The organism is Pseudomonas sp. GM30 (assembly GCF_000282275.2).
Classification (GTDB): domain Bacteria; phylum Pseudomonadota; class Gammaproteobacteria; order Pseudomonadales; family Pseudomonadaceae; genus Aquipseudomonas.
The window spans coordinates 228,695-248,795 of the sequence record NZ_AKJP02000028.1 but is presented as its reverse complement, the minus strand read 5'-3'; the positions used below and the strand labels follow the sequence as shown (position 1 = coordinate 248,795).

Here is a 20,101-nt window from a genome sequence, read left to right as displayed (position 1 = left end):
CAAGGAAAGCCAGGCGTCCGAGTGAGAGGCTGCATCGCAAGGAGTTTAGATGAGTGCCGATAACGCCTACGCGGTCGAGCTGAAGGGAGTCTCCTTCAAGCGCGGTGCGCGCAGCATTTTCAATAACGTCGATATTCGCATCCCGCGTGGCAAGGTTACCGGCATCATGGGACCTTCCGGGTGCGGCAAGACCACTTTGTTGCGCTTGATGGGTGCGCAGTTGCGTCCTTCCAGCGGCGAAGTCTGGGTCAACGGCCAGAACCTGCCGACACTGTCGCGCAGTGATCTGTTCGATGCGCGCAAGCACATGGGTGTGCTGTTTCAGAGCGGCGCGCTGTTCACCGATCTCGATGTCTTCGAGAACGTCGCGTTCCCCCTGCGCGTTCATACCCAATTGCCGGATGAAATGATCCGCGACATCGTCCTGCTCAAATTGCAGGCGGTCGGCTTGCGCGGTGCCATCGAGTTGATGCCCGACGAGCTGTCCGGCGGCATGAAGCGCCGGGTGGCGCTGGCCCGGGCGATTGCGCTCGATCCGCAGATTCTCATGTATGACGAGCCTTTCGTCGGCCAGGATCCGATCGCCATGGGCGTGCTGGTACGCCTGATCCGTCTGCTCAACGATGCGTTGGGAATCACCAGTATCGTGGTCTCTCACGATCTGGCCGAAACCGCGAGCATCGCTGACTACATCTATGTAGTAGGTGATGGTCAGGTGCTGGGGCAGGGCACGCCGGACGAATTGATGAATTCGGATGAGCCGCGTATTCGCCAGTTCATGACCGGCAACCCCGATGGCCCGGTGCCGTATCATTTTCCAGCGACGGATTACCGCGCAGATCTTCTGGGGAAGCGCTGATGCGCAGAATTTCACTAATAGAACGCGTGCGCCGTTTCGGCGAGGCGGCGATCGACGCCGTCGCGGTGTTCGGTCGCGCGACCCTGTTCCTGTTTCACGCCCTGCTCGGTCGTGGCGGCATCAGCGGCGGATTCGGCCTGCTGGTCAAGCAACTGCATTCGGTTGGCGTGATGTCGCTGGTGATCATCGTCGTGTCGGGGATTTTCATCGGTATGGTGCTGGCGCTGCAGGGCTTCAGTATTCTGTCGAGCTACGGTTCGGAGCAGGCCGTGGGGCAGATGGTCGCCCTGACGTTGCTGCGTGAACTGGGGCCGGTGGTGACGGCGTTGCTGTTTGCCGGGCGTGCCGGTTCGGCGCTGACCGCGGAAATCGGCAATATGAAGTCCACCGAACAGCTTTCCAGCCTGGAAATGATCGGTGTCGATCCGCTCAAATACATTATTGCCCCGCGTCTGTGGGCCGGTTTCATTTCCCTGCCGGTGCTGGCGATGATTTTCAGCGTGGTGGGGATCTGGGGCGGTTCGTGGGTGGCTGTCGACTGGCTTGGCGTGTATGAAGGCTCCTACTGGGCGAACATGCAGAACAGCGTGAACTTCACCAGCGATGTGCTCAACGGCGTCATCAAAAGTATCGTTTTCGCCTTCGTCGTGACCTGGATTGCCGTTTTCCAAGGCTATGACTGTGAGCCCACTTCCGAGGGCATCAGTCGCGCCACCACCAAGACCGTGGTATTTGCCTCGCTGGCGGTACTGGGCCTGGACTTTATTCTGACCGCTTTGATGTTTGGAGATTTCTGATGCAAAACCGCACCCTGGAAATCGGTGTCGGCCTGTTCCTGCTGGCAGGGATCCTGGCTTTGTTGCTGCTTGCTCTGCGGGTCAGTGGGCTGTCTCCGACGTCGACCACCGACACCTATAAACTGTATGCCTACTTCGACAATATCGCCGGTTTGACGGTCAGAGCCAAAGTGACCATGGCCGGTGTGACCATCGGCAAGGTCACGGCCATCGATCTGGATCGCGACAGCTTCACCGGTCGGGTCACCCTGCAAGTGGATAAAAAGGTCGACAACCTGCCGACCGACTCCACAGCGTCTATCCTGACCGCTGGCCTGTTGGGCGAGAAGTACATCGGTATCAGCGTGGGCGGGGAAGACACCCGTCTGAAGGATGGTGGAACCATCCACGACACGCAGTCGTCTCTGGTACTGGAAGACCTGATCGGTAAATTCCTGCTCAATACCGTTAGCAAAGACGCCAAATGAGGAGCTTTTGAATGATCTCTACCTTGCGACGTGGCCTGTTGGTGTTGCTCGCGGCCCTGCCACTGCTGGCTAACGCTGCGCCTGGACAGTCGGCACACGACCTGATTCAGGACACCACGAACCGGATGCTGGCCGACCTGTCGGCCAATAAAGAAAAGTACAAGCAGGATCCGCAGGATTTCTACACGGCGCTGAACACCATCGTCGGTCCCGTGGTGGATGCCGAAGGCATTTCCAAGAGCATCATGACGGTCAAGTACTCGCGCAAGGCCACGCCGGCGCAGATGCAGACCTTCCAGGAAAACTTCAAGCGCGGCCTGTTCCAGTTCTATGGCAATGCCTTGCTCGAATACAACAACCAGGGCATTACCGTTGATCCTGCCAAGGATGAGTCCGGCGATCGCACCAGCGTCGGCATGACCGTCAAGGGCAACAACGGCGCGATCTACCCTGTGCAGTACACGCTGGAGAAGATCAATGGCGAGTGGAAACTGCGCAATGTGATCATCAATGGCATCAACATCGGCAAGCTGTTCCGTGATCAGTTCGCCGACGCAATGCAGCGCAATGGCAACGATCTGGACAAGACCATCAATGGTTGGGCCGGCGAAGTCGCCAAAGCCAAGGAAGAAACCGACAAAGCTGCCGCGAAGCCAGCGCAATGAATGAGGCGGCAGTTCGTATGAGTGACGTCGACGAGCTATTGCTCAGCGGAGTGCTGGATTACCGCACGGGTCCCGACCTGCGCAAGGAAGGCCAGGCGCTGATCAAGTCCAGCAAGGCGGCAGCGCTGGTCATCGATTGTTCGGCAGTGAAGAAGTCCAGCAGCGTCGGCTTGTCCTTGCTGCTGTGCTTCATGCGCGATGCCCAGGCGGCCGGCAAGGCCGTCAGCATCCGCGCGATGCCGGAAGACATGCGCGAAATCGCTCAGGTCAGTGAATTGACCGAGTTGCTGGCGCACCCCTGAACCCGCATCGATAAAGAAGCCCCCCGTCAGAGTCCTGCCAATGCGGGGTTCGCAGGCGCGGGGCTTTTTTGTATGATGTCCGACCCGTGCGCACAGGGCGCCGATTGAGGTTGAGCATGCAGGCCGTAGAAGTGAAGAGCTTCCTTGAAGGAAAGCTGCCAGGAACGCAGGTGGAAGTTGAAGGCGAAGGCTGCAACTTTCAGCTGAACGTGATCAGCGATGAACTGGCGGCATTGAGCCCGGTCAAGCGTCAGCAGAGCATTTATGCCCATTTGAACCCGTGGATCGCCGATGGCAGCATCCACGCGGTCACTATGAAATTTTTCAGCAGCGCGGCCTGGGCCGAGCGCACCTGAGCCCAAGGGCGTCGAGATTCTTATGGATAAATTGATTATTACCGGTGGCGTTCGTCTTGATGGCGAAATCCGTATCTCCGGGGCGAAGAACTCCGCCCTGCCGATTCTGGCTGCCACCCTGCTGTGCGATGGCCCGGTGACCGTTGGCAACCTGCCGCACCTGCACGACATCACCACCATGATCGAGCTGTTCGGTCGCATGGGCATCGAGCCGGTGATCGACGAGAAGCTCAGCGTCGAAATCGACCCACGCACCATCAAGACCCTGATCGCGCCGTACGAACTGGTGAAAACCATGCGTGCCTCGATCCTGGTACTGGGCCCGATGGTTGCGCGTTTCGGCGAAGCCGAAGTCGCCCTGCCTGGCGGTTGCGCCATCGGTTCGCGTCCGGTTGACCTGCACATCCGTGGCCTCGAAGCCATGGGCGCGGTGATCGACGTCGAAGGCGGCTACATCAAGGCCAAGGCACCTGAAGGCGGCCTGCGCGGCGCAAGCTTCTTCTTCGATACCGTCAGTGTGACCGGTACCGAAAACATCATGATGGCGGCGGCCCTGGCCAAGGGTCGCAGCGTGCTGCAGAACGCTGCGCGTGAGCCTGAAGTGGTTGACCTGGCGAACTTCCTCAACGCCATGGGCGCCAAGGTTTCCGGCGCCGGCACCGACACCATCACCATCGATGGCGTCGAGCGTCTGGGTTCGTGCTTCTACAAAGTCATGCCTGACCGTATCGAAACCGGCACCTACCTGGTGGCCGCAGCGGTCACCGGTGGCCGTGTGAAGGTCAAGGACACCGATCCGACCATCCTCGAAGCCGTTCTGGAAAAGCTCCGTGAAGCTGGCGCCGAAGTCACCAGCGGTGACGACTGGATCGAGCTGAACATGCACGGCAAGCGCCCGAAAGCGGTCAACGTGCGTACAGCGCCGTACCCGGCGTTCCCGACCGACATGCAGGCGCAGTTCATCTCGCTCAACGCCATTGCCGAAGGCACTGGTGCAGTGATCGAGACGATCTTCGAAAACCGTTTCATGCACGTGTACGAACTGCACCGCATGGGCGCCAGGATCCAGGTCGAAGGCAACACTGCGATCGTTACCGGTACTGAAGTCCTGAAGGGCGCGCCAGTGATGGCCACCGACCTGCGCGCTTCGGCCAGCCTGGTGATCTCGGCACTGGTTGCCGAAGGCGACACCCTGATCGACCGCATCTACCACATCGACCGTGGTTACGAGTGCATCGAAGAAAAACTGCAGATGCTGGGCGCCAAGATCCGTCGCGTTCCGGGCTGATTGCTGCATGCGGACACAGGGAGGTGTCCACCGAATTCGTTTCGAGTCGAGCCGGTTACCGGCTCGATGTGTGTCCGGCGCCGATTGCGACCGGGCATGAGTACCTTGATAAGGACTGACGTTTCCCATGTTGACCATCGCACTGTCCAAGGGCCGCATCCTTGACGACACCCTGCCGCTTCTCGCTGAAGCCGGCATCGTGCCGACCGAGAATCCGGACAAGAGCCGCAAGCTGATCATCCCCACCACTCAGGATGACGTACGTCTGTTGATCGTGCGTGCCACCGACGTGCCGACCTATGTCGAGCATGGCGCGGCCGACCTCGGCGTCGCCGGTAAAGACGTGCTGATGGAATACACCGGCCAGGGCCTTTACGAGCCGCTGGATCTGCAGATTGCCCAGTGCAAGCTGATGACCGCCGGCAAGATCGGCGCGGCCGAGCCCAAGGGCCGTCTGCGCGTGGCGACCAAGTTCGTCAACGTCGCCAAGCGTTACTACGCCGAGCAGGGCCGTCAGGTCGACATCATCAAGCTCTACGGTTCGATGGAGCTGGCGCCGCTGATCGGTCTGGCCGACAAGATCATCGACGTGGTCGACACCGGCAACACCCTGCGCGCCAACGGCCTGGAACCTCAGGAACTGATCGCCACGATCAGCTCGCGCCTGGTGGTCAACAAGGCTTCGATGAAGATGCAACACGCCCGAATCCAGGCGTTGATCGATACCCTGCGCAACGCAGTGGAATCGCGACACCGCGGCTGATTCACCTGCGCGACCTTGAGTCGCGCCCGTCTATCCGCCTCATAGCCAGAATCTCAGGTGCCCAAGCGGAAACGACTGCTAAGTTAGGGCGCCTGAGTTTTTGCCATTCCTATGAGGCTCTCGCTATGACCGCACCGACTGCAATTCGCCGACTCAACGCTGCTGACCCGGATTTCGCGCATCATCTGGATCATCTGCTGAGCTGGGAAAGTGTGTCTGACGACTCGGTCAATCAGCGCGTGCTGGACATCATCAAGGCGGTGCGCGAGCGCGGTGACGCGGCGCTGGTCGAGTTCACCCAGAAGTTCGACGGCCTCGAAGTCGCCTCGATGGCTGACTTGATCCTGCCGCGCGAGCGCCTGGAACTGGCCCTGACCCGCATCACCGTGGCACAGCGCGAAGCGCTGGAAAAAGCCGCGGCGCGGGTGCGCAGCTATCACGAAAAACAGAAACAGGATTCCTGGAGCTACACCGAGGCTGACGGCACCGTGCTCGGCCAGAAGGTCACGCCACTGGATCGCGCCGGCCTCTACGTGCCGGGCGGCAAGGCGTCGTATCCATCGTCGGTGCTGATGAACGCGATTCCGGCCAAGGTCGCCGGCGTGACCGAAGTGGTCATGGTGGTGCCGACCCCGCGCGGCGAAATCAACGAACTGGTGCTGGCGGCGGCGTGCATTGCCGGCGTCGACCGGGTGTTCACCATCGGCGGCGCGCAAGCGGTTGCCGCGCTAGCTTACGGCACCGAAAGCGTGCCACAGGTGGACAAGGTCGTCGGCCCGGGCAACATCTATGTCGCCACCGCCAAGCGTCACGTGTTCGGTCAGGTCGGCATCGACATGATCGCCGGCCCGTCGGAAATCCTCGTGGTCTGTGACGGCCAGACCGATCCGGACTGGATCGCCATGGACCTGTTCTCCCAGGCCGAGCACGACGAAGACGCCCAGGCGATTCTGGTCAGCCCGGATGCCGAATTCCTCGACAAGGTCGCCGCCAGCATCGACAAACTGCTGCCGACCATGGACCGCGCAACCATCATCGAAACCTCGATCAATGGTCGCGGTGCGCTGATCCACGTGCGCGACATGGCGCAAGCCATCGAAGTCGCCAACCGCATTGCCCCGGAACACCTTGAATTGTCGGTCGCCGACCCACAAGCGTGGTTGCCGCAGATCCGCCACGCCGGCGCGATCTTCATGGGCCGCCACACCTCCGAAGCACTGGGCGACTACTGCGCCGGTCCGAACCACGTGCTGCCGACCTCCGGCACCGCGCGGTTCTCCTCGCCGCTGGGTGTGTACGACTTCCAGAAACGTTCGTCGATCATCTTCTGCTCCGAGGCCGGTGCTTCCGAGCTGGGCAAGACCGCGTCCGTGCTGGCCCGTGGCGAATCCCTGAGCGCGCACGCACGCAGCGCCGAATACCGCATCAAAGACGCAGACTTTCTGCCAGGGCAGGGGGAGTGAACATGAGTAAATTCTGGAGCCCGTTCGTCAAGGATCTGGTGCCGTATGTGCCGGGCGAACAGCCGAAGCTGACCAGACTGGTCAAGCTCAACACCAACGAAAACCCCTACGGCCCGTCGCCCAGAGCGCTGGCGGCGATGCAGACCGAACTCAATGACAACCTGCGCCTGTACCCGGACCCGAACAGCGATCTGCTGAAAAACGCCGTCGCCCACTACTACGGCGTGCAGAGCAATCAGGTATTCCTCGGCAACGGCTCGGACGAAGTGCTCGCGCACATCTTCCACGGTCTGTTGCAACACGAGCAGCCGCTGTTGTTCCCGGACATCAGCTATAGCTTCTATCCGGTGTATTGCGGACTGTACGGTATCCAGTTCGATGCGGTGCCGCTGGACGCGCAGTTCCAGATCAACCCGGCGGATTACGCCAAGCCGAACGGCGGGATCATCTTCCCGAACCCGAACGCACCGACCGGTTGCCTGTTGGCACTGGAAGCGGTCGAGCAGATCCTCAAGGCCAGCCCGGATTCGGTGGTTGTGGTAGACGAGGCTTATATCGACTTCGGCGGCGAAACCGCGATCAGTCTGGTGGATCGTTATCCGAATCTGCTGGTGACCCAGACCCTGTCCAAGTCGCGCTCGCTGGCCGGGCTGCGCGTCGGTCTGGCGGTGGGTCATCCGGATCTGATCGAAGCGCTGGAGCGGATCAAGAACAGCTTCAATTCCTATCCGCTGGATCGCCTGGCGATTGTCGGCGCGGCGGCGGCGTTCGAAGACCGTGAGTACTTCGACAAGACCTGCCGTCTGGTTATCGAAAGTCGCGAGTGGGTCGTTGCGCAGTTGCAGGCCAAGGGCTTTGAGGTGCTGCCGTCGGCGGCAAACTTCATCTTCGCCCGTCACCCGCAACACGATGCCGCGGGGCTGGCAGCGAAACTGCGTGAGCAGGGCGTGATTGTGCGTCACTTCAAGCAGGAGCGGATTGCCCAGTTCCTGCGGATTTCGATCGGCACGCCGGAGCAGAACCAGGCGCTGATCGACGGCCTCGGCAACCTGTAGAACACCGCTAAACCTGTGGGAGCGAGCTTGCTCGCGAAAGCGGTTGGTCATTCAACATCGATGTTGAATGTGACGGCCTCTTCGCGAGCAAGCTCGCTCCCACAGTGTTTTTGGCAGTTGCTTACTCTTCTTCTTTGACCGGCGCCGGCGGTGGACGCAGGCCGATTTCAGCGGTCAGCTTGATCTCCTTGCCGTTGCGCATCACCTGAATCGTGACCTTGTCGGTCGGTTTGATCCGCGCCACCTGGTTCATTGACTTGCGGCCATCACCGGCCGGTTCGCCGTCGATACTCAGAATCACGTCACCCAACTGCAGGCCGGCCTTCTGTGCCGGGCCATCGCGGAAGATCCCTGCAACGACAATTCCCGGACGTCCGGACAGGCCAAACGACTCGGCCAGTTCCTGTGTCAGCGGCTGTACTTCAATACCCAGCCAGCCACGAATCACCTGACCGTGCTCGATGATCGACTTCATCACCTCCATCGCCAGTTTCACCGGGATCGCAAAACCGATGCCCTGCGAGCCGCCGGACTTGGAGAAGATCGCGGTGTTGATCCCGGTGAGGTTGCCGTTGGCATCGACCAGTGCGCCGCCGGAGTTGCCCGGGTTGATCGCCGCGTCGGTCTGGATGAAGTCTTCGTAGTTGTTCAGGCCCAACTGGTTGCGCCCAGTGGCGCTGATGATGCCCATGGTCACGGTCTGGCCGACGCCGAACGGGTTGCCGATGGCCAGTGCGACGTCGCCGATGCGGATGCTGTCGGAGCGGCCGACGGTGATCGCCGGGAGACTTTTCAGATCGATCTTCAGCACCGCGAGGTCGGTTTCCGGGTCGCTGCCGATGACGCGGGCGAGGGTTTCGCGACCGTCCTTGAGTGCGACCACGATCTGGTCGGCGCCGGTGGTCACGTGGTTATTGGTCAGAATGTAGCCTTCCGGGCTCATGATCACCCCGGAACCGAGGCTCGATTCCATGCGTTTCTGCTTCGGCGAGTTGTCACCGAAGAAGCGCCGGAACTGCGGGTCTTCAAACAGCGGGTGCGCCGGTTTGTTGATGACCTTGGTGGTGTAAAGGTTGACCACTGACGGTGCGGCGATGGTCACCGCGTCGGCATAGGACACCGGCCCCTGCTGCACGCTGGTGGTTTGCGGGGCCTGTTGCAGGTTGACGTCGAGGCTCGGCAGCCCGACCCACTGCGGGTAACGCTGAATAATCAACAGAGCGATAAGCACACCGGCCAACAGCGGCCAGCCAAAAAAACGCAGCGCCTTGAGCATTAAGCACGTCCTGGAAAAGTTGCAGGCGGGGGCAGACCGCCGATAATGTCGCGCATTATACGAGGCCGCGCGCGCCTCTGAACGGGATATTTAGGAGTCTTTCATGGCCGTCGCCCTCAGCACCCTCGTCGAAGAAGCCGACCGTTACCTCGGCAGTGCAAAAATCGCCGATTATTGCCCCAACGGCCTGCAGGTCGAAGGCCGTCCTCAAGTGATGCGCATCGTCAGTGGCGTCACCGCCAGTCAGGCCTTGCTCGATGCCGCAGTCGAAGCCGAGGCCGATCTGGTGCTGGTGCATCACGGCTATTTCTGGAAGGGCGAGAACCCGTGCATCACCGGCATGAAGCAGCGTCGCCTGAAAACCTTGCTCAAGCACGACATCAGTCTGCTCGCCTATCACTTGCCGCTGGATCTGCACCCGGAAGTCGGCAATAACGTGCAGCTGGCGCGTCAGCTGGACATTACCGTTGAAGGGCCACTGGATCCGGACAACCTGAAAATTGTCGGACTGGTTGGCTCGTTGAATGAGCCGATGACCCCGCGTGATTTCGCGCGCAAGGTCCAAGAGGTCATGGGCCGCGAGCCGCTGCTGGTCGAAGGCAGTGCGATGATTCGTCGGGTCGGCTGGTGCACTGGCGGCGGGCAGGGTTATATCGATCAGGGCGTGGCGGCGGGTGTTGATCTGTTCCTCAGCGGTGAAGCCTCCGAGCAGACCTTCCACAGCGCGCGGGAAAACGACATCAGCTTCATCGCCGCCGGTCACCACGCCACCGAGCGCTATGGCGTGCAGGCACTGGGCGACTACCTGGCAAAACGTTTCGCCCTTGAACACATCTTCATCGACTGCCCGAACCCGATCTGAAATCCACCGCATTTCCTCTGTAGGAGTGAGCCTGCTCGCGATAGCTTTGTCACATTCAATATAGCGGTGACTGATACACCGCTATCGCGAGCAGGCTCACTCCTCACGGGTTGGGCGCCCAAACGGGTGGGCATATTGATATGCCCTTTCGATCTAGTAGGCGTCCTGATTAGAAGAGGTCGCTGTGCTAGGATTCCCCGCTCGAACACGGCCCGCTGGCCGTTCATAAGAAAGCTTTCGTGAGTAGCCATGGTCGACAAACTGACGCATCTGAAACAGCTGGAGGCGGAAAGCATCCACATCATCCGCGAGGTGGCCGCCGAGTTCGACAACCCGGTGATGCTGTACTCCATCGGTAAAGACTCCGCCGTGATGCTGCATCTGGCACGCAAGGCGTTCTTCCCGGGCAAACTGCCGTTTCCGGTGATGCACGTCGACACTCGCTGGAAATTCCAGGAGATGTACAAGTTCCGCGACAAGATGGTCGAAGAGCTGGGCCTGGACCTGATCACCCACATCAACCCCGATGGCGTGGCGCAGAACATCAACCCGTTCACCCACGGCAGTGCCAAGCACACCGACATCATGAAGACCGAGGGCCTCAAGCAGGCGCTCGACAAGCATGGTTTCGACGCCGCGTTCGGCGGTGCCCGTCGCGATGAAGAGAAATCCCGCGCCAAAGAGCGCGTGTACTCGTTCCGCGACAGCAAGCATCGCTGGGATCCGAAGAACCAGCGTCCGGAGCTGTGGAACGTCTACAACGGCAAGGTCAACAAGGGCGAATCCATCCGTGTGTTCCCGTTGTCGAACTGGACCGAGCTGGACATCTGGCAGTACATCTACCTCGAAGGCATCCCGATCGTGCCGCTGTACTTCGCCGCCGAGCGTGAAGTGATCGAGAAGAACGGCACGCTGATCATGATCGACGACGACCGTATCCTCGAACACCTGTCCGACGAGGACAAGGCACGCATCGTCAAAAAGAAAGTGCGTTTCCGTACCCTTGGCTGCTACCCGTTGACGGGCGCGGTGGAGTCCGAAGCCGAGACGCTGACGGACATCATTCAGGAAATGCTCCTGACGCGAACTTCCGAGCGCCAGGGCCGGGTCATCGACCACGATGGCGCAGGCTCGATGGAAGACAAGAAACGTCAGGGTTATTTCTAAGGGGTTGTCATGTCGCATGTTTCTGATTTGATCAGCGAGGACATCCTCGCCTACCTGGGCCAGCACGAACGTAAAGAGCTGCTGCGCTTTTTGACCTGCGGTAACGTCGATGACGGCAAGAGCACCCTGATCGGGCGCCTGCTGCACGACTCCAAGATGATCTACGAAGATCATCTGGAAGCCATTACCCGCGATTCGAAGAAAGTCGGCACCACCGGTGACGACATCGACTTGGCGTTGCTGGTTGACGGCCTGCAGGCCGAGCGTGAGCAGGGCATCACCATCGATGTCGCCTACCGCTATTTCTCCACCGCCAAACGCAAATTCATCATCGCCGACACCCCCGGCCATGAGCAGTACACCCGCAACATGGCCACCGGTGCGTCCACCTGTGACCTGGCGATCATCCTGGTCGATGCGCGTTACGGCGTGCAGACCCAGACCCGTCGCCACAGCTTCATCGCCTCCTTGCTGGGTATCAAGCACATCGTTGTCGCCATCAACAAGATGGACCTCAAAGACTTCGATGAAGGCGTGTTCGAGTCGATCAAGGCCGACTACCTGAAGTTCGCCGAAGGCTTGAAGATGAAGCCGACCAGCATGCACTTCGTGCCGATGTCGGCGCTCAAGGGCGACAACGTGGTGAACAAGTCCGAGCGCTCGCCTTGGTACAAAGGCCAGTCGCTGATGGAGATTCTCGAGACCGTGGAAGTGGCGGGCGACCGCAACTTCACCGATCTGCGTTTCCCGGTGCAGTACGTCAACCGTCCGAACCTGAACTTCCGTGGTTTCGCCGGCACGCTGGCCAGCGGCATCGTGCACAAGGGCGACGAAGTCGTGGTTCTGCCATCCGGCAAGAGCAGCCGCGTCAAATCCATCGTCACCTTCGAAGGTGAACTGGAGCACGCAGGCCCGGGTCAGGCGGTGACGCTGACCATGGAAGACGAGATCGACATTTCTCGCGGCGACTTGCTGGTGCATGCCGACAACGTGCCGCCAGTCACCGACAGCTTCGAAGCGATGCTGGTGTGGATGGCCGAAGAGCCGATGCTGCCGGGCAAGAAATACGACATCAAACGCGCCACCAGTTACGTGCCGGGCTCGATTGCCAGCATCGTCAACAAGGTTGACGTCAACACCCTTGAAGAAGGCCCGGCGAGCGCGTTGCAGCTCAACGAAATCGGCAAGGTGAAGATCGCGCTCGACGCGCCGATCGCCCTCGACGGTTACGACAGCAACCGCACCACCGGCGCGTTCATCGTTATCGATCGTTTGACCAATGGCACCGTCGGCGCCGGCATGATCGTCGCTCAGCCAGTGGCTCATGGGACTGCCTCGCACCACGGCAAACTGGCTCATGTTGCCACTGAGGAGCGTGCCCAGCGCTTCGGTCAGCAGCCAGCCACCGTGTTGTTCAGCGGCCTGTCGGGCGCGGGCAAGAGCACGCTGGCCTATGCAGTCGAGCGCAAGCTGTTCGACATGGGCCGTGCGGTGTTTGTGCTCGACGGTCAGAATCTGCGTCAGGATCTGAACAAAGGCCTGCCGCAGGATCGTGCCGGGCGTACCGAGAACTGGCGGCGTGCGGCGCATGTGGCGCGTCAGTTCAACGAGGCCGGTCTGTTGACCCTGGCGGCGTTTGTGGCGCCGAGTGCTGAAGGTCGTGAGCAAGCCAAGGATCTGATCGGCAAGGAGCGTCTGCTGACCGTGTACGTGCAGGCCTCGCCGGCAGTGTGCGCTGAGCGTGATCCGCAGGGCTTGTATGCTGCGGGTGGCGATAATATTCCGGGTGAGTCGTTCCCGTATGACGTGCCGCTGAATGCTGATCTGGTGATCGACACGCAGTCGCTGTCGTTGGAAGAGAGCGTCAAGCAGGTGTTGGATCTGCTGCGCAAGCGTGGCGCGATTTAAGCGTTAGCTGGAAATGAAAGGCCCGCGGATGAGTGATCATCGGCGGGCTTTTTTATTGTGGGTCATTTGGTTTTTGGCGGTGGCGGCCTTTGGGCCGAGCATGCTCTTGTTGATTGAGTACATAGCCGTTGCTGCGGTAACGGCTGATTATGGTTCCGCCCTTACGGCGGGTCACTTTTTCCAGACGCCGAAAAAGTAACCAAAAAGGCTTGCTCCTGCGTTCGGCCCGCTCGCTAAAGCTCGGGGTTCCTTCGCTGCGGGATTGATCCGGGGGCAGCGCCTACGGTTTGCTTCGCTGCACCTCCTCTCGCTGTGTTTGGCTTCGCCAAACGGTCGCTGCGCTCCCACCCCCGGATCAATCCCTCCACTCAGCCTTCCGACGTCGCCCGTGGATCAAGATCAAGAGCTTTCGGCGAGCTGACACTCGGCCATTTGAGTGGTGAAAAGCGTGCGCCTGGCTTTAGTTTTTCCTGTGGGAGCTGGCTTGCCAGCGATGGCGGCCTGACAGCCGACCAATCTCTACCTGAATACACCGGGTTCAAACTGTGGGAGCGAGCTTGATCGCGAAGGCGGCCTGACAGCCGACCAATCTCTACCTGAATACACCGGGTCCAAACTGTGGGAGCGGGCTTGCTCGCGAAGGCGGCCTGACAGCCGACCAATCTCTACCTGAATACACCGGGTTCAAACTGTGGGAGCGAGCTTGCTCGCGAAGGCGGCCTGACAGCCGACCAATCTCTACCTGAATACACCGGGTTCAAACTGTGGGAGCGAGCTTGCTCGCGATGGCGGCCTGACAGCCGACCAATCTCTACCTGAATACACCGGGTTCAAACTGTGGGAGCGAGCTTGCTCGCGAAGGCGGCCTGACAGCCGACCAATCTCTACCTGAATACACCGGGTTCAAACTGTGGGAGCGAGCTTGCTCGCGAAGGCGGCCTGACAGCCGACCAATCTCTACCTGAATACGCCGGGTTCAAACTGTGGGAGCGAGCTTGCTCGCGAAGGCGGCCTGCGAGTCGACCAATCTCCAACTGAACACACCCAATCCAACTGTAGGAGTGAGCCTGCTCGCGATAGCGGTGTGTCATTCAACATTGGAGTGGCTGTTCCACCGCTATCGCGAGCAGGCTCACTCCTACAGGGGATTAGCGTTTGTCTGCGAATTCGCGGTGCATCTGTTCCAGCAGCGCATCCTTGTCCTGCCACAGCTGGTTGATCCAGCCCTGGAATTGCAGGCGATATTCGCCGTCCTGGTCGTAGTTCTTGCCAATGAACGCTGGCGGGATCTGCAGCTCTTCAAAGTGCACCACCACGTCACGCACGTTGCCGCACAGCAGATCCCAGAAACCCGGACGCCCGCCCGGATAGTGGATGGTCACGTTGACGATCGACTCCAGTTGCTCACCCATCGCATCGAGCACGAAGGCGATACCACCCGCCTTGGGTTTGAGCAGGTATTTGAACGGCGACTGCTGCTGCGCGTGCTTGCCTTCGGTGAAGCGTGTGCCTTCGACGAAGTTGAAAATGCCCACCGGGTTATCGCGAAACTTTGCGCAGGTCTTGCGTGTGGTTTCCAGGTCCTTGCCTTTCTTCTCCGGGTGCTTTTCCAGGTATGCCTTGGAGTAACGCTTCATGAACGGAAAGCCCAGCGCCCACCACGCCAGACCGATCACCGGAACCCAGATCAGCTCCTGCTTGAGGAAGAATTTCAGCGGCTGGATGCGCCGATTCAGCACGTATTGCAGCACCAGAATGTCGACCCAGCTCTGGTGGTTGCTGGTGATCAGGTACGAGTGCTGGTAGTCCAGACCTTGCAGGCCGCTGATGTGCCAGCGGGTGCGGCGCACCAGGTTCATCCAGGCTTTGTTGTTGCTGATCCAGGCTTCGTGGGTGTGGCTCATCAGCCACAGTGAGGCGCGGCGGGCGAGGTCGAACGGCAGCACTTTGATCAGCGCCACGCAGAACAGGAACGAGCATAGCAGAATCGTATTGAGCGCCAACAGCAGCGCGGCGATGACACCGCGAATCGGGGCGGGCAGGAAGTCCAGCATTTACACATCCATAGGTCGGTTGGCGGCTTGAATCGCAGTCAGGGCGATGGTGTAGACGATGTCGTCGACCTGCGCGCCGCGCGGCAAATCGTTCACCGGTTTGCGCAGGCCTTGCAGCATCGGGCCGAGGCTGACGCAGTCGGCGCTGCGTTGCACGGCTTTGTGAGTGGTGTTGCCGGTGTTCAGGTCGGGGAACACGAACACCGTGGCGCGACCGGCCACCTGGCTGTTCGGCGCCAGTTGCCGGGCGACGTCTGCGTTGGCAGCGGCGTCGTATTGCAGCGGGCCGTCGATCAGCAGCGAATGCTGTTGCTCGTGGGCGAGCAGGGTGGCTTCGCGGACTTTCTCGACTTCTTCACCGCTGGCCGATTCGCCGCTGGAGTAACTGATCATCGCCACGCGCGGGGTGATGCCGAATGCCGCTGCGGAATCGGCGCTCTGCAGGGCGATCTCCGCCAGTTCGACGGCGCTCGGGTGCGGGTTCATCACGCAGTCGCCGTAGACCAGCACTTCTTCGGGGAACAGCATGAAAAACACCGACGACACCAGCGTGCAGCCTGGTGCGGTCTTGATCAGTTGCAGCGCCGGGCGGATGGTGTTGGCGGTGGTGTTGATCACGCCCGAGACCAGGCCATCGACCTCATCCAGCGCGAGCATCATGGTGCCGATCACCACGGTGTCTTCCAGTTGCTGTTCGGCCATCGGCGCGTTGAGGCTCTTGCTCTTGCGCAGGGCGACCATCGGCTCGATATAGCGCTCGCGGATCAGGTCCGGATCGAGGATCTCCAGTCCCGGCGGCAACTCGATGCCCTGAGCGCGGGCTACCGCTTCGACGTCTTCGGGTTTGGCCAGCAACACACAACGGGCGATGCCGCGCTCCTGACAGATCGCCGCCGCTTGCACGGTGAGCGGCTCGCTGCCCTCTGGCAGGACGATGCGTTTGTTCGCCGACTGCGCGCGCTGGATCAGTTGATAACGGAATACCGCTGGCGACAGGCGCATTTCCCGCGGGGTGCCGCAGCGTTGATGCAGCCATTTGGCGTCGAGATGGCTGGCGACGAAATCGGTGATGATCTCCGCACGCTCGCGGTCATCGATGGGGATTTCCTTGTTCAGGCCATTGAGCAGATTAGCGGTGTCGTAGGAACCTGTGCTCACCGACAGCACCGGCAGACCGGCCTGCAACGCGCCTCGGCACAAATCCATGATGCGTGGATCGGGCAGGGTGTCGCTGGTCAGCAACAGCCCGGCCAGCGGCACGCCGTTCAACGCCGCGAGGCTGACGGCGAGAATGATGTCGTCGCGGTCGCCAGGGGTCACCACCAGCACGCCGGGCTTGAGCAGCTCCACGGTGTTGCGCATGGTGCGCGCGCAGATGATGATTTTGGTCATGCGCCGGGTTTCATAGTCGCCGGCGTTGAGCACCTGCGCGCCCATCAGGTCGGCGACGTCACGGGTGCGCGGTGCGTTGAGTTCGGGCTGGAACGGAATGCAGCCGAGCAGGCGGAAATCACCGCTGCGCAACAGCGGCGAATGCTCCTTCAGACGTGTGGCGAAAGCGTCCATGCTCTCGTCGGTCTTGACCTTGTTGAGGATCACGCCGAGGACTTTCGGGTCTTTCGGGCCGCCGAACAGCTGCGCCTGCAATTCGACGCGGCCGGAGAGTTCGGCGAGCACTTCGTTTTCTGGCGCCGAGACCAGAATCACCTCGGCATCCAGGCTTTTCGCCAGGTGCAGATTGACCCGTGCGGCGTAGCTGGCGCTGCGGGTCGGCACCATGCCTTCGACCACCAGCACGTCTTTACCGATGGCGGCTTGCTGATAAAGGGCGATGATTTCTTCAAGCAACTCATCGAGCTGGCCGTCGCCGAGCATCCGCTCGACGTGGGCCAGGCCCAGTGGCTGCGGCGGTTTCAGGCCGTGGGTGCGCGCCACCAGTTCGGTGGAACGCTCAGGGCCGGTATCGCCCGGATGCGGTTGGGCAATCGGTTTGAAGAAGCCGACTTTCAGTCCGGCCCGCTCCAGGGTGCGCACCAGCCCGAGGCTGATGGAGGTCAGACCCACGCCAAAATCGGTGGGCGCGATAAAAAAAGTTTGCATGCGTATTCTCTAAGGGTGCATGGCAATGGTGGCGATCTATACGTGACCGCCTACCGCAATTCAGTCGCCAAGGTTATCGCTAACCGAGCCTTGTGCGCACCAACCGCAGGCAAAGGGTTGGCCTATTTTTTCAATACGTTGCGCCGGATCAAGAACCCAGGCCCGCGATTGCCACGGCGGCTGGTGACGCAGGTGCTGGGTGTGGCCACAGGAAAGCTCGGCCACCCAGTGACCGTCTTCATCCTGATGGAAGCCGGTGATCGTCGAATCCCGTTTGTCCGGGTTGTGTTCGCTTTCGCGCGATTGCTTCGCTAAACTTGGCCTTTCTATATTCTTCTGCAAAAGGTCTCGCCCCATGCTGATCGCCGCCAATAAGGCTGTCTCCATCGACTATACCCTGACCAACGACGCTGGTGAGGTCATCGACAGCTCCGCCGGCGGCGCTCCGCTGGTCTACCTGCAAGGCGCAGGCAACATCATCCCGGGCCTGGAAAAAGCTCTGGAAGGCAAAGCTGTCGGTGACGAGCTGGAAGTGTCCGTTGAGCCGGAAGACGCTTACGGCGAATACGCTGCTGAACTGGTCAGCACCCTGAGCCGCAGCATGTTCGAAGGCGTTGACGAGCTGGAAGTCGGCATGCAGTTCCACGCTTCGGCGCCGGACGGCCAGATGCAGATCGTGACCATCCGTGACCTGGACGGCGACGACGTCACCGTCGACGGTAACCACCCACTGGCCGGTCAGCGCCTGAACTTCAAAGTGAAGGTCGTTGCTATCCGTGACGCCAGCCAGGAAGAAGTCGCTCATGGCCACGTCCATGGCGAAGGTGGCCATCACCACTGATTTTCTGCGCTAAGCTTCGAGTACTGGAGAGGCGCCTGCGGGCGCCTTTTTAGTCCGCGGCTGTCCTTGGCGCTCTCGCCAAGTGGCTGTTTCGAGTAGAACACGGGAATCTGGAGTCCGTCATGAGTGCTTTTCACGACCTTAAGTTGACAGCCCTGGATGGTCAGGAGCTACCGCTGGCGCCTTTCAAGGGCCAAGTCGTGCTGGTGGTCAACGTCGCCTCCAAATGCGGCTTGACCCCACAGTACGCGGCACTGGAAAACCTCTACCAGCAATTCAAGGGCAAGGGCTTCAGTGTGCTGGGCCTGCCGTGCAACCAGTTTGCCGGCCAGGAACCAGGCTCCGAGAAGGAAATTCAAGAGTTCTGCAGCCTCAACTACGGCGTGACGTTCCCGTTGTCGAGCAAGCTTGAAGTCAACGGTCATGATCGCCATCAGCTCTATCGCTTGCTGGCGGGAGAGGGCGCGGAATTTCCCGGTGACATCACCTGGAATTTCGAGAAGTTTCTGCTCGGCAAGGACGGCCGGGTGCTGGCGCGATTCTCGCCACGCACGCCGCCGGATGATCCGACCATTGTCCACGCGATTGAAAAAGCGCTGGGCTGAAACACAAAAATCGCAGCCATTGAGCTGCGATTTTTTTGCCTGACTTTTGACCCTTAATCATTCAAATCAATAGTGCTGTTCAAGGGCGTTGACTGTTCATATTATCGCCGTCATAAAGTCATTCCCTGTGGAGCCTTCCCATGCCGGTGCAAGCCCTGTTCAAACCGTTCCACCTCGGTGCCCTCGAACTGCCGACCCGCGTGGTCATGGCGCCGATGACCCGCTCGTTTTCCCCGGGTGGCGTACCCAATTCCAAAGTGATCGAGTACTACCGTCGCCGTGCTGCGGCCGGTGTCGGCCTGATCATCACCGAAGGCACCACGGTCGGTCACAAGGCTTCCAACGGTTACCCGAACGTGCCGCAGTTTTTCGGTGAAGCGCCACTGGCTGGCTGGAAAAAAGTCGTCGACGCGGTGCATGCCGAGGGCGGCAAGATTGTTCCGCAACTGTGGCATGTCGGCAGCGTGCGCCGCATCGGCACTGAACCGGACGCCAGCGTGCCGGCTTACGGTCCGACGGAAAAACTCAAGGATGGTCAGGTCGTGGTGCACGGCATGACCAAACAGGACATTCAGGACGTGATCGCCGCGTTCGCCCAGGCGGCCAAAGATGCCAAAAGCATCGGCATGGACGGCGTGGAAATTCACGGTGCCCACGGATACCTGATCGACCAGTTCTTCTGGGAAGGCAGCAACCAGCGTACCGACGAATACGGCGGCAGCCTGGCCAACCGTTCGCGCTTCGCCATCGAGCTGATTCAAGCGGTGCGTGCGGCAGTCGGTGAAGGCTTTCCGATCATCTTCCGTTTCTCGCAGTGGAAGCAGCAGGATTACACCGCACGTCTGGTGCAGACCCCGGAAGCGCTGGGCGAATTCCTCAAGCCGCTGGCCGATGCCGGTGTGGATATTTTCCACTGCTCGACGCGACGTTTCTGGGAGCCTGAGTTCGACGGTTCCGAGCTGAACCTGGCCGGCTGGACCCGCAAGCTGACCGGCAAACCGACCATCACCGTGGGCAGCGTCGGTCTGGACGGCGAGTTCCTGCAGTTCATGGTCAACACCGACAAGGTCGCGCAACCGGCGAGCCTGGAGAAACTGCTGGAGCGTCTGAACAACGACGAGTTCGATCTGGTGGCGGTGGGCCGTGCGCTGCTGGTGGATCCGGACTGGGCGCTGAAAGTGCGTGAAGGGCGTGAGCAGGACATTCTGCCGTTCAGCCGTGAGGCGTTGATGACGCTGGTTTAAACTTCGCCTTTAACGCCCTCTTCGCGAGC

At 60.5% G+C, this 20,101-nt stretch carries 20 protein-coding genes; 16 read left to right on the top strand and 4 right to left on the bottom strand.

Going from position 1 to position 20,101, the window contains the following annotated elements:
• Window positions 1-49 precede the first annotated feature (49 nt).
• The 10 genes from PMI25_RS20895 (at window position 50) to hisC (ending at window position 8,015) form a co-directional block, all read left to right on the top strand.
• On the top strand, window positions 50-859 hold the full coding sequence (locus PMI25_RS20895) for an ATP-binding cassette domain-containing protein (protein WP_003221703.1): 810 nt from the start codon (window positions 50-52) through the stop codon (window positions 857-859).
• Window positions 859-1,656, top strand: coding sequence for a lipid asymmetry maintenance ABC transporter permease subunit MlaE (gene mlaE, locus PMI25_RS20890; RefSeq protein ID WP_003221704.1), 798 nt, complete (start codon window positions 859-861; stop codon window positions 1,654-1,656). Before PMI25_RS20895 ends, mlaE begins: the two co-directional genes overlap by 1 nt.
• A complete protein-coding gene (gene mlaD / locus PMI25_RS20885; RefSeq protein ID WP_007967220.1) occupies window positions 1,656-2,123 on the top strand; it encodes an outer membrane lipid asymmetry maintenance protein MlaD in 468 nt (155 codons plus the stop codon). Before mlaE ends, mlaD begins: the two co-directional genes overlap by 1 nt.
• 11 nt (window positions 2,124-2,134) lie before the next feature.
• Window positions 2,135-2,788 (top strand): MlaC/ttg2D family ABC transporter substrate-binding protein, encoded by a 654-nt coding sequence (locus PMI25_RS20880; protein ID WP_007967223.1) that lies wholly within the window; start codon window positions 2,135-2,137, stop codon window positions 2,786-2,788.
• Window positions 2,785-3,090 carry an STAS domain-containing protein gene (locus tag PMI25_RS20875; protein ID WP_025109450.1) on the top strand — a complete coding sequence of 102 codons (306 nt, stop codon included), beginning with the start codon at window positions 2,785-2,787 and terminating at the stop codon, window positions 3,088-3,090. The genes PMI25_RS20880 and PMI25_RS20875 overlap by 4 nt, the downstream gene beginning before the upstream one ends.
• Window positions 3,091-3,206: 116 nt before the next feature.
• A complete protein-coding gene (locus PMI25_RS20870) occupies window positions 3,207-3,446 on the top strand; it encodes a BolA family protein (protein WP_007953556.1) in 240 nt (79 codons plus the stop codon).
• Window positions 3,447-3,468: 22 nt separating this feature from the next.
• Window positions 3,469-4,734, top strand: coding sequence for a UDP-N-acetylglucosamine 1-carboxyvinyltransferase (gene murA, locus PMI25_RS20865; protein WP_007967225.1), 1,266 nt, complete (start codon window positions 3,469-3,471; stop codon window positions 4,732-4,734).
• Between the two features lie 127 nt (window positions 4,735-4,861).
• The gene (gene hisG, locus PMI25_RS20860; RefSeq protein WP_007967226.1) at window positions 4,862-5,497 is read left to right on the top strand and encodes an ATP phosphoribosyltransferase; all 636 of its coding nucleotides are present in this window, start codon (window positions 4,862-4,864) and stop codon (window positions 5,495-5,497) included.
• Between the two features lie 125 nt (window positions 5,498-5,622).
• Entirely contained in the window at window positions 5,623-6,960 is a 1,338-nt protein-coding gene (gene hisD / locus PMI25_RS20855; RefSeq protein ID WP_007967227.1) for a histidinol dehydrogenase, read from the top strand.
• 2 nt (window positions 6,961-6,962) lie between these two features.
• Window positions 6,963-8,015: a histidinol-phosphate transaminase gene (gene hisC, locus PMI25_RS20850; protein WP_007967228.1), complete on the top strand. Its 1,053-nt coding sequence runs from the start codon at window positions 6,963-6,965 to the stop codon at window positions 8,013-8,015.
• A gap of 121 nt (window positions 8,016-8,136) precedes the next feature.
• Here the strand turns inward: hisC and algW are convergent, their stop codons facing one another.
• Window positions 8,137-9,291 carry a Do family serine endopeptidase AlgW gene (algW, locus tag PMI25_RS20845; protein ID WP_007967229.1) on the bottom strand — a complete coding sequence of 385 codons (1,155 nt, stop codon included), beginning with the start codon at window positions 9,289-9,291 and terminating at the stop codon, window positions 8,137-8,139.
• A gap of 103 nt (window positions 9,292-9,394) precedes the next feature.
• On the opposite strand from algW, the gene PMI25_RS20840 reads away from it, so the two are divergent.
• From PMI25_RS20840 to cysN, 3 genes are all read left to right on the top strand, one after another.
• Complete coding sequence (locus PMI25_RS20840) at window positions 9,395-10,153, top strand: Nif3-like dinuclear metal center hexameric protein (protein ID WP_003221714.1); 759 nt, start codon at window positions 9,395-9,397, stop codon at window positions 10,151-10,153.
• A gap of 249 nt (window positions 10,154-10,402) precedes the next feature.
• Window positions 10,403-11,320: a sulfate adenylyltransferase subunit CysD gene (gene cysD / locus PMI25_RS20835; protein WP_003221715.1), complete on the top strand. Its 918-nt coding sequence runs from the start codon at window positions 10,403-10,405 to the stop codon at window positions 11,318-11,320.
• A 9-nt stretch (window positions 11,321-11,329) separates the two neighbouring features.
• Window positions 11,330-13,228 (top strand): sulfate adenylyltransferase subunit CysN, encoded by a 1,899-nt coding sequence (cysN, locus tag PMI25_RS20830; protein WP_007967230.1) that lies wholly within the window; start codon window positions 11,330-11,332, stop codon window positions 13,226-13,228.
• 1,148 nt (window positions 13,229-14,376) lie between these two features.
• Here cysN and PMI25_RS20825 read toward each other — a convergent pair.
• From PMI25_RS20825 to PMI25_RS20815, 3 genes are read right to left on the bottom strand one after another with little or no spacing between them, the layout of a single operon-like run.
• Window positions 14,377-15,282 carry an acyltransferase gene (locus PMI25_RS20825; protein WP_007968030.1) on the bottom strand — a complete coding sequence of 302 codons (906 nt, stop codon included), beginning with the start codon at window positions 15,280-15,282 and terminating at the stop codon, window positions 14,377-14,379.
• Window positions 15,283-17,382 carry a phosphate acetyltransferase gene (gene pta, locus PMI25_RS20820; protein ID WP_007968031.1) on the bottom strand — a complete coding sequence of 700 codons (2,100 nt, stop codon included), beginning with the start codon at window positions 17,380-17,382 and terminating at the stop codon, window positions 15,283-15,285.
• A 60-nt stretch (window positions 17,383-17,442) separates the two neighbouring features.
• The gene (locus tag PMI25_RS20815; RefSeq protein ID WP_045122156.1) at window positions 17,443-17,769 is read right to left on the bottom strand and encodes a DUF3565 domain-containing protein; all 327 of its coding nucleotides are present in this window, start codon (window positions 17,767-17,769) and stop codon (window positions 17,443-17,445) included.
• Between PMI25_RS20815 and PMI25_RS20810 the strand changes: the two genes are divergently transcribed.
• The 3 genes from PMI25_RS20810 to PMI25_RS20800 all read left to right on the top strand — a co-directional run bounded on the left by PMI25_RS20810 (window position 17,738) and on the right by PMI25_RS20800 (window position 20,072).
• A complete protein-coding gene (locus PMI25_RS20810) occupies window positions 17,738-18,223 on the top strand; it encodes an FKBP-type peptidyl-prolyl cis-trans isomerase (RefSeq protein WP_007968032.1) in 486 nt (161 codons plus the stop codon). The genes PMI25_RS20815 and PMI25_RS20810 overlap by 32 nt on opposite strands.
• A 122-nt stretch (window positions 18,224-18,345) precedes the next feature.
• Window positions 18,346-18,828 carry a glutathione peroxidase gene (locus tag PMI25_RS20805; RefSeq protein WP_007968033.1) on the top strand — a complete coding sequence of 161 codons (483 nt, stop codon included), beginning with the start codon at window positions 18,346-18,348 and terminating at the stop codon, window positions 18,826-18,828.
• 140 nt (window positions 18,829-18,968) lie between these two features.
• Entirely contained in the window at window positions 18,969-20,072 is a 1,104-nt protein-coding gene (locus PMI25_RS20800) for an NADH:flavin oxidoreductase (protein ID WP_007968034.1), read from the top strand.
• The last annotated feature ends 29 nt before the right edge of the window (window positions 20,073-20,101 follow it).

What these genes read in the sequence shown, in the direction of transcription:
- PMI25_RS20895 (WP_003221703.1), top strand. Translation starts at nt 50, where the DNA reads ATGAGTGCCGATAACGCCTACGCGGTCGAGCTGAAGGGAGTCTCCTTC.
- mlaE (WP_003221704.1), top strand. Translation starts at nt 859, where the DNA reads ATGCGCAGAATTTCACTAATAGAACGCGTGCGCCGTTTCGGCGAGGCG.
- mlaD (WP_007967220.1), top strand. Translation starts at nt 1,656, where the DNA reads ATGCAAAACCGCACCCTGGAAATCGGTGTCGGCCTGTTCCTGCTGGCA.
- PMI25_RS20880 (WP_007967223.1), top strand. Translation starts at nt 2,135, where the DNA reads ATGATCTCTACCTTGCGACGTGGCCTGTTGGTGTTGCTCGCGGCCCTG.
- PMI25_RS20875 (WP_025109450.1), top strand. Translation starts at nt 2,785, where the DNA reads ATGAATGAGGCGGCAGTTCGTATGAGTGACGTCGACGAGCTATTGCTC.
- PMI25_RS20870 (WP_007953556.1), top strand. Translation starts at nt 3,207, where the DNA reads ATGCAGGCCGTAGAAGTGAAGAGCTTCCTTGAAGGAAAGCTGCCAGGA.
- murA (WP_007967225.1), top strand. Translation starts at nt 3,469, where the DNA reads ATGGATAAATTGATTATTACCGGTGGCGTTCGTCTTGATGGCGAAATC.
- hisG (WP_007967226.1), top strand. Translation starts at nt 4,862, where the DNA reads ATGTTGACCATCGCACTGTCCAAGGGCCGCATCCTTGACGACACCCTG.
- hisD (WP_007967227.1), top strand. Translation starts at nt 5,623, where the DNA reads ATGACCGCACCGACTGCAATTCGCCGACTCAACGCTGCTGACCCGGAT.
- hisC (WP_007967228.1), top strand. Translation starts at nt 6,963, where the DNA reads ATGAGTAAATTCTGGAGCCCGTTCGTCAAGGATCTGGTGCCGTATGTG.
- algW (WP_007967229.1), bottom strand. Translation starts at nt 9,291, where the DNA reads ATGCTCAAGGCGCTGCGTTTTTTTGGCTGGCCGCTGTTGGCCGGTGTG.
- PMI25_RS20840 (WP_003221714.1), top strand. Translation starts at nt 9,395, where the DNA reads ATGGCCGTCGCCCTCAGCACCCTCGTCGAAGAAGCCGACCGTTACCTC.
- cysD (WP_003221715.1), top strand. Translation starts at nt 10,403, where the DNA reads ATGGTCGACAAACTGACGCATCTGAAACAGCTGGAGGCGGAAAGCATC.
- cysN (WP_007967230.1), top strand. Translation starts at nt 11,330, where the DNA reads ATGTCGCATGTTTCTGATTTGATCAGCGAGGACATCCTCGCCTACCTG.
- PMI25_RS20825 (WP_007968030.1), bottom strand. Translation starts at nt 15,282, where the DNA reads ATGCTGGACTTCCTGCCCGCCCCGATTCGCGGTGTCATCGCCGCGCTG.
- pta (WP_007968031.1), bottom strand. Translation starts at nt 17,382, where the DNA reads ATGCAAACTTTTTTTATCGCGCCCACCGATTTTGGCGTGGGTCTGACC.
- PMI25_RS20810 (WP_007968032.1), top strand. Translation starts at nt 17,738, where the DNA reads ATGCTGATCGCCGCCAATAAGGCTGTCTCCATCGACTATACCCTGACC.
- PMI25_RS20815 (WP_045122156.1), bottom strand. Translation starts at nt 17,769, where the DNA reads ATGGAGACAGCCTTATTGGCGGCGATCAGCATGGGGCGAGACCTTTTG.
- PMI25_RS20805 (WP_007968033.1), top strand. Translation starts at nt 18,346, where the DNA reads ATGAGTGCTTTTCACGACCTTAAGTTGACAGCCCTGGATGGTCAGGAG.
- PMI25_RS20800 (WP_007968034.1), top strand. Translation starts at nt 18,969, where the DNA reads ATGCCGGTGCAAGCCCTGTTCAAACCGTTCCACCTCGGTGCCCTCGAA.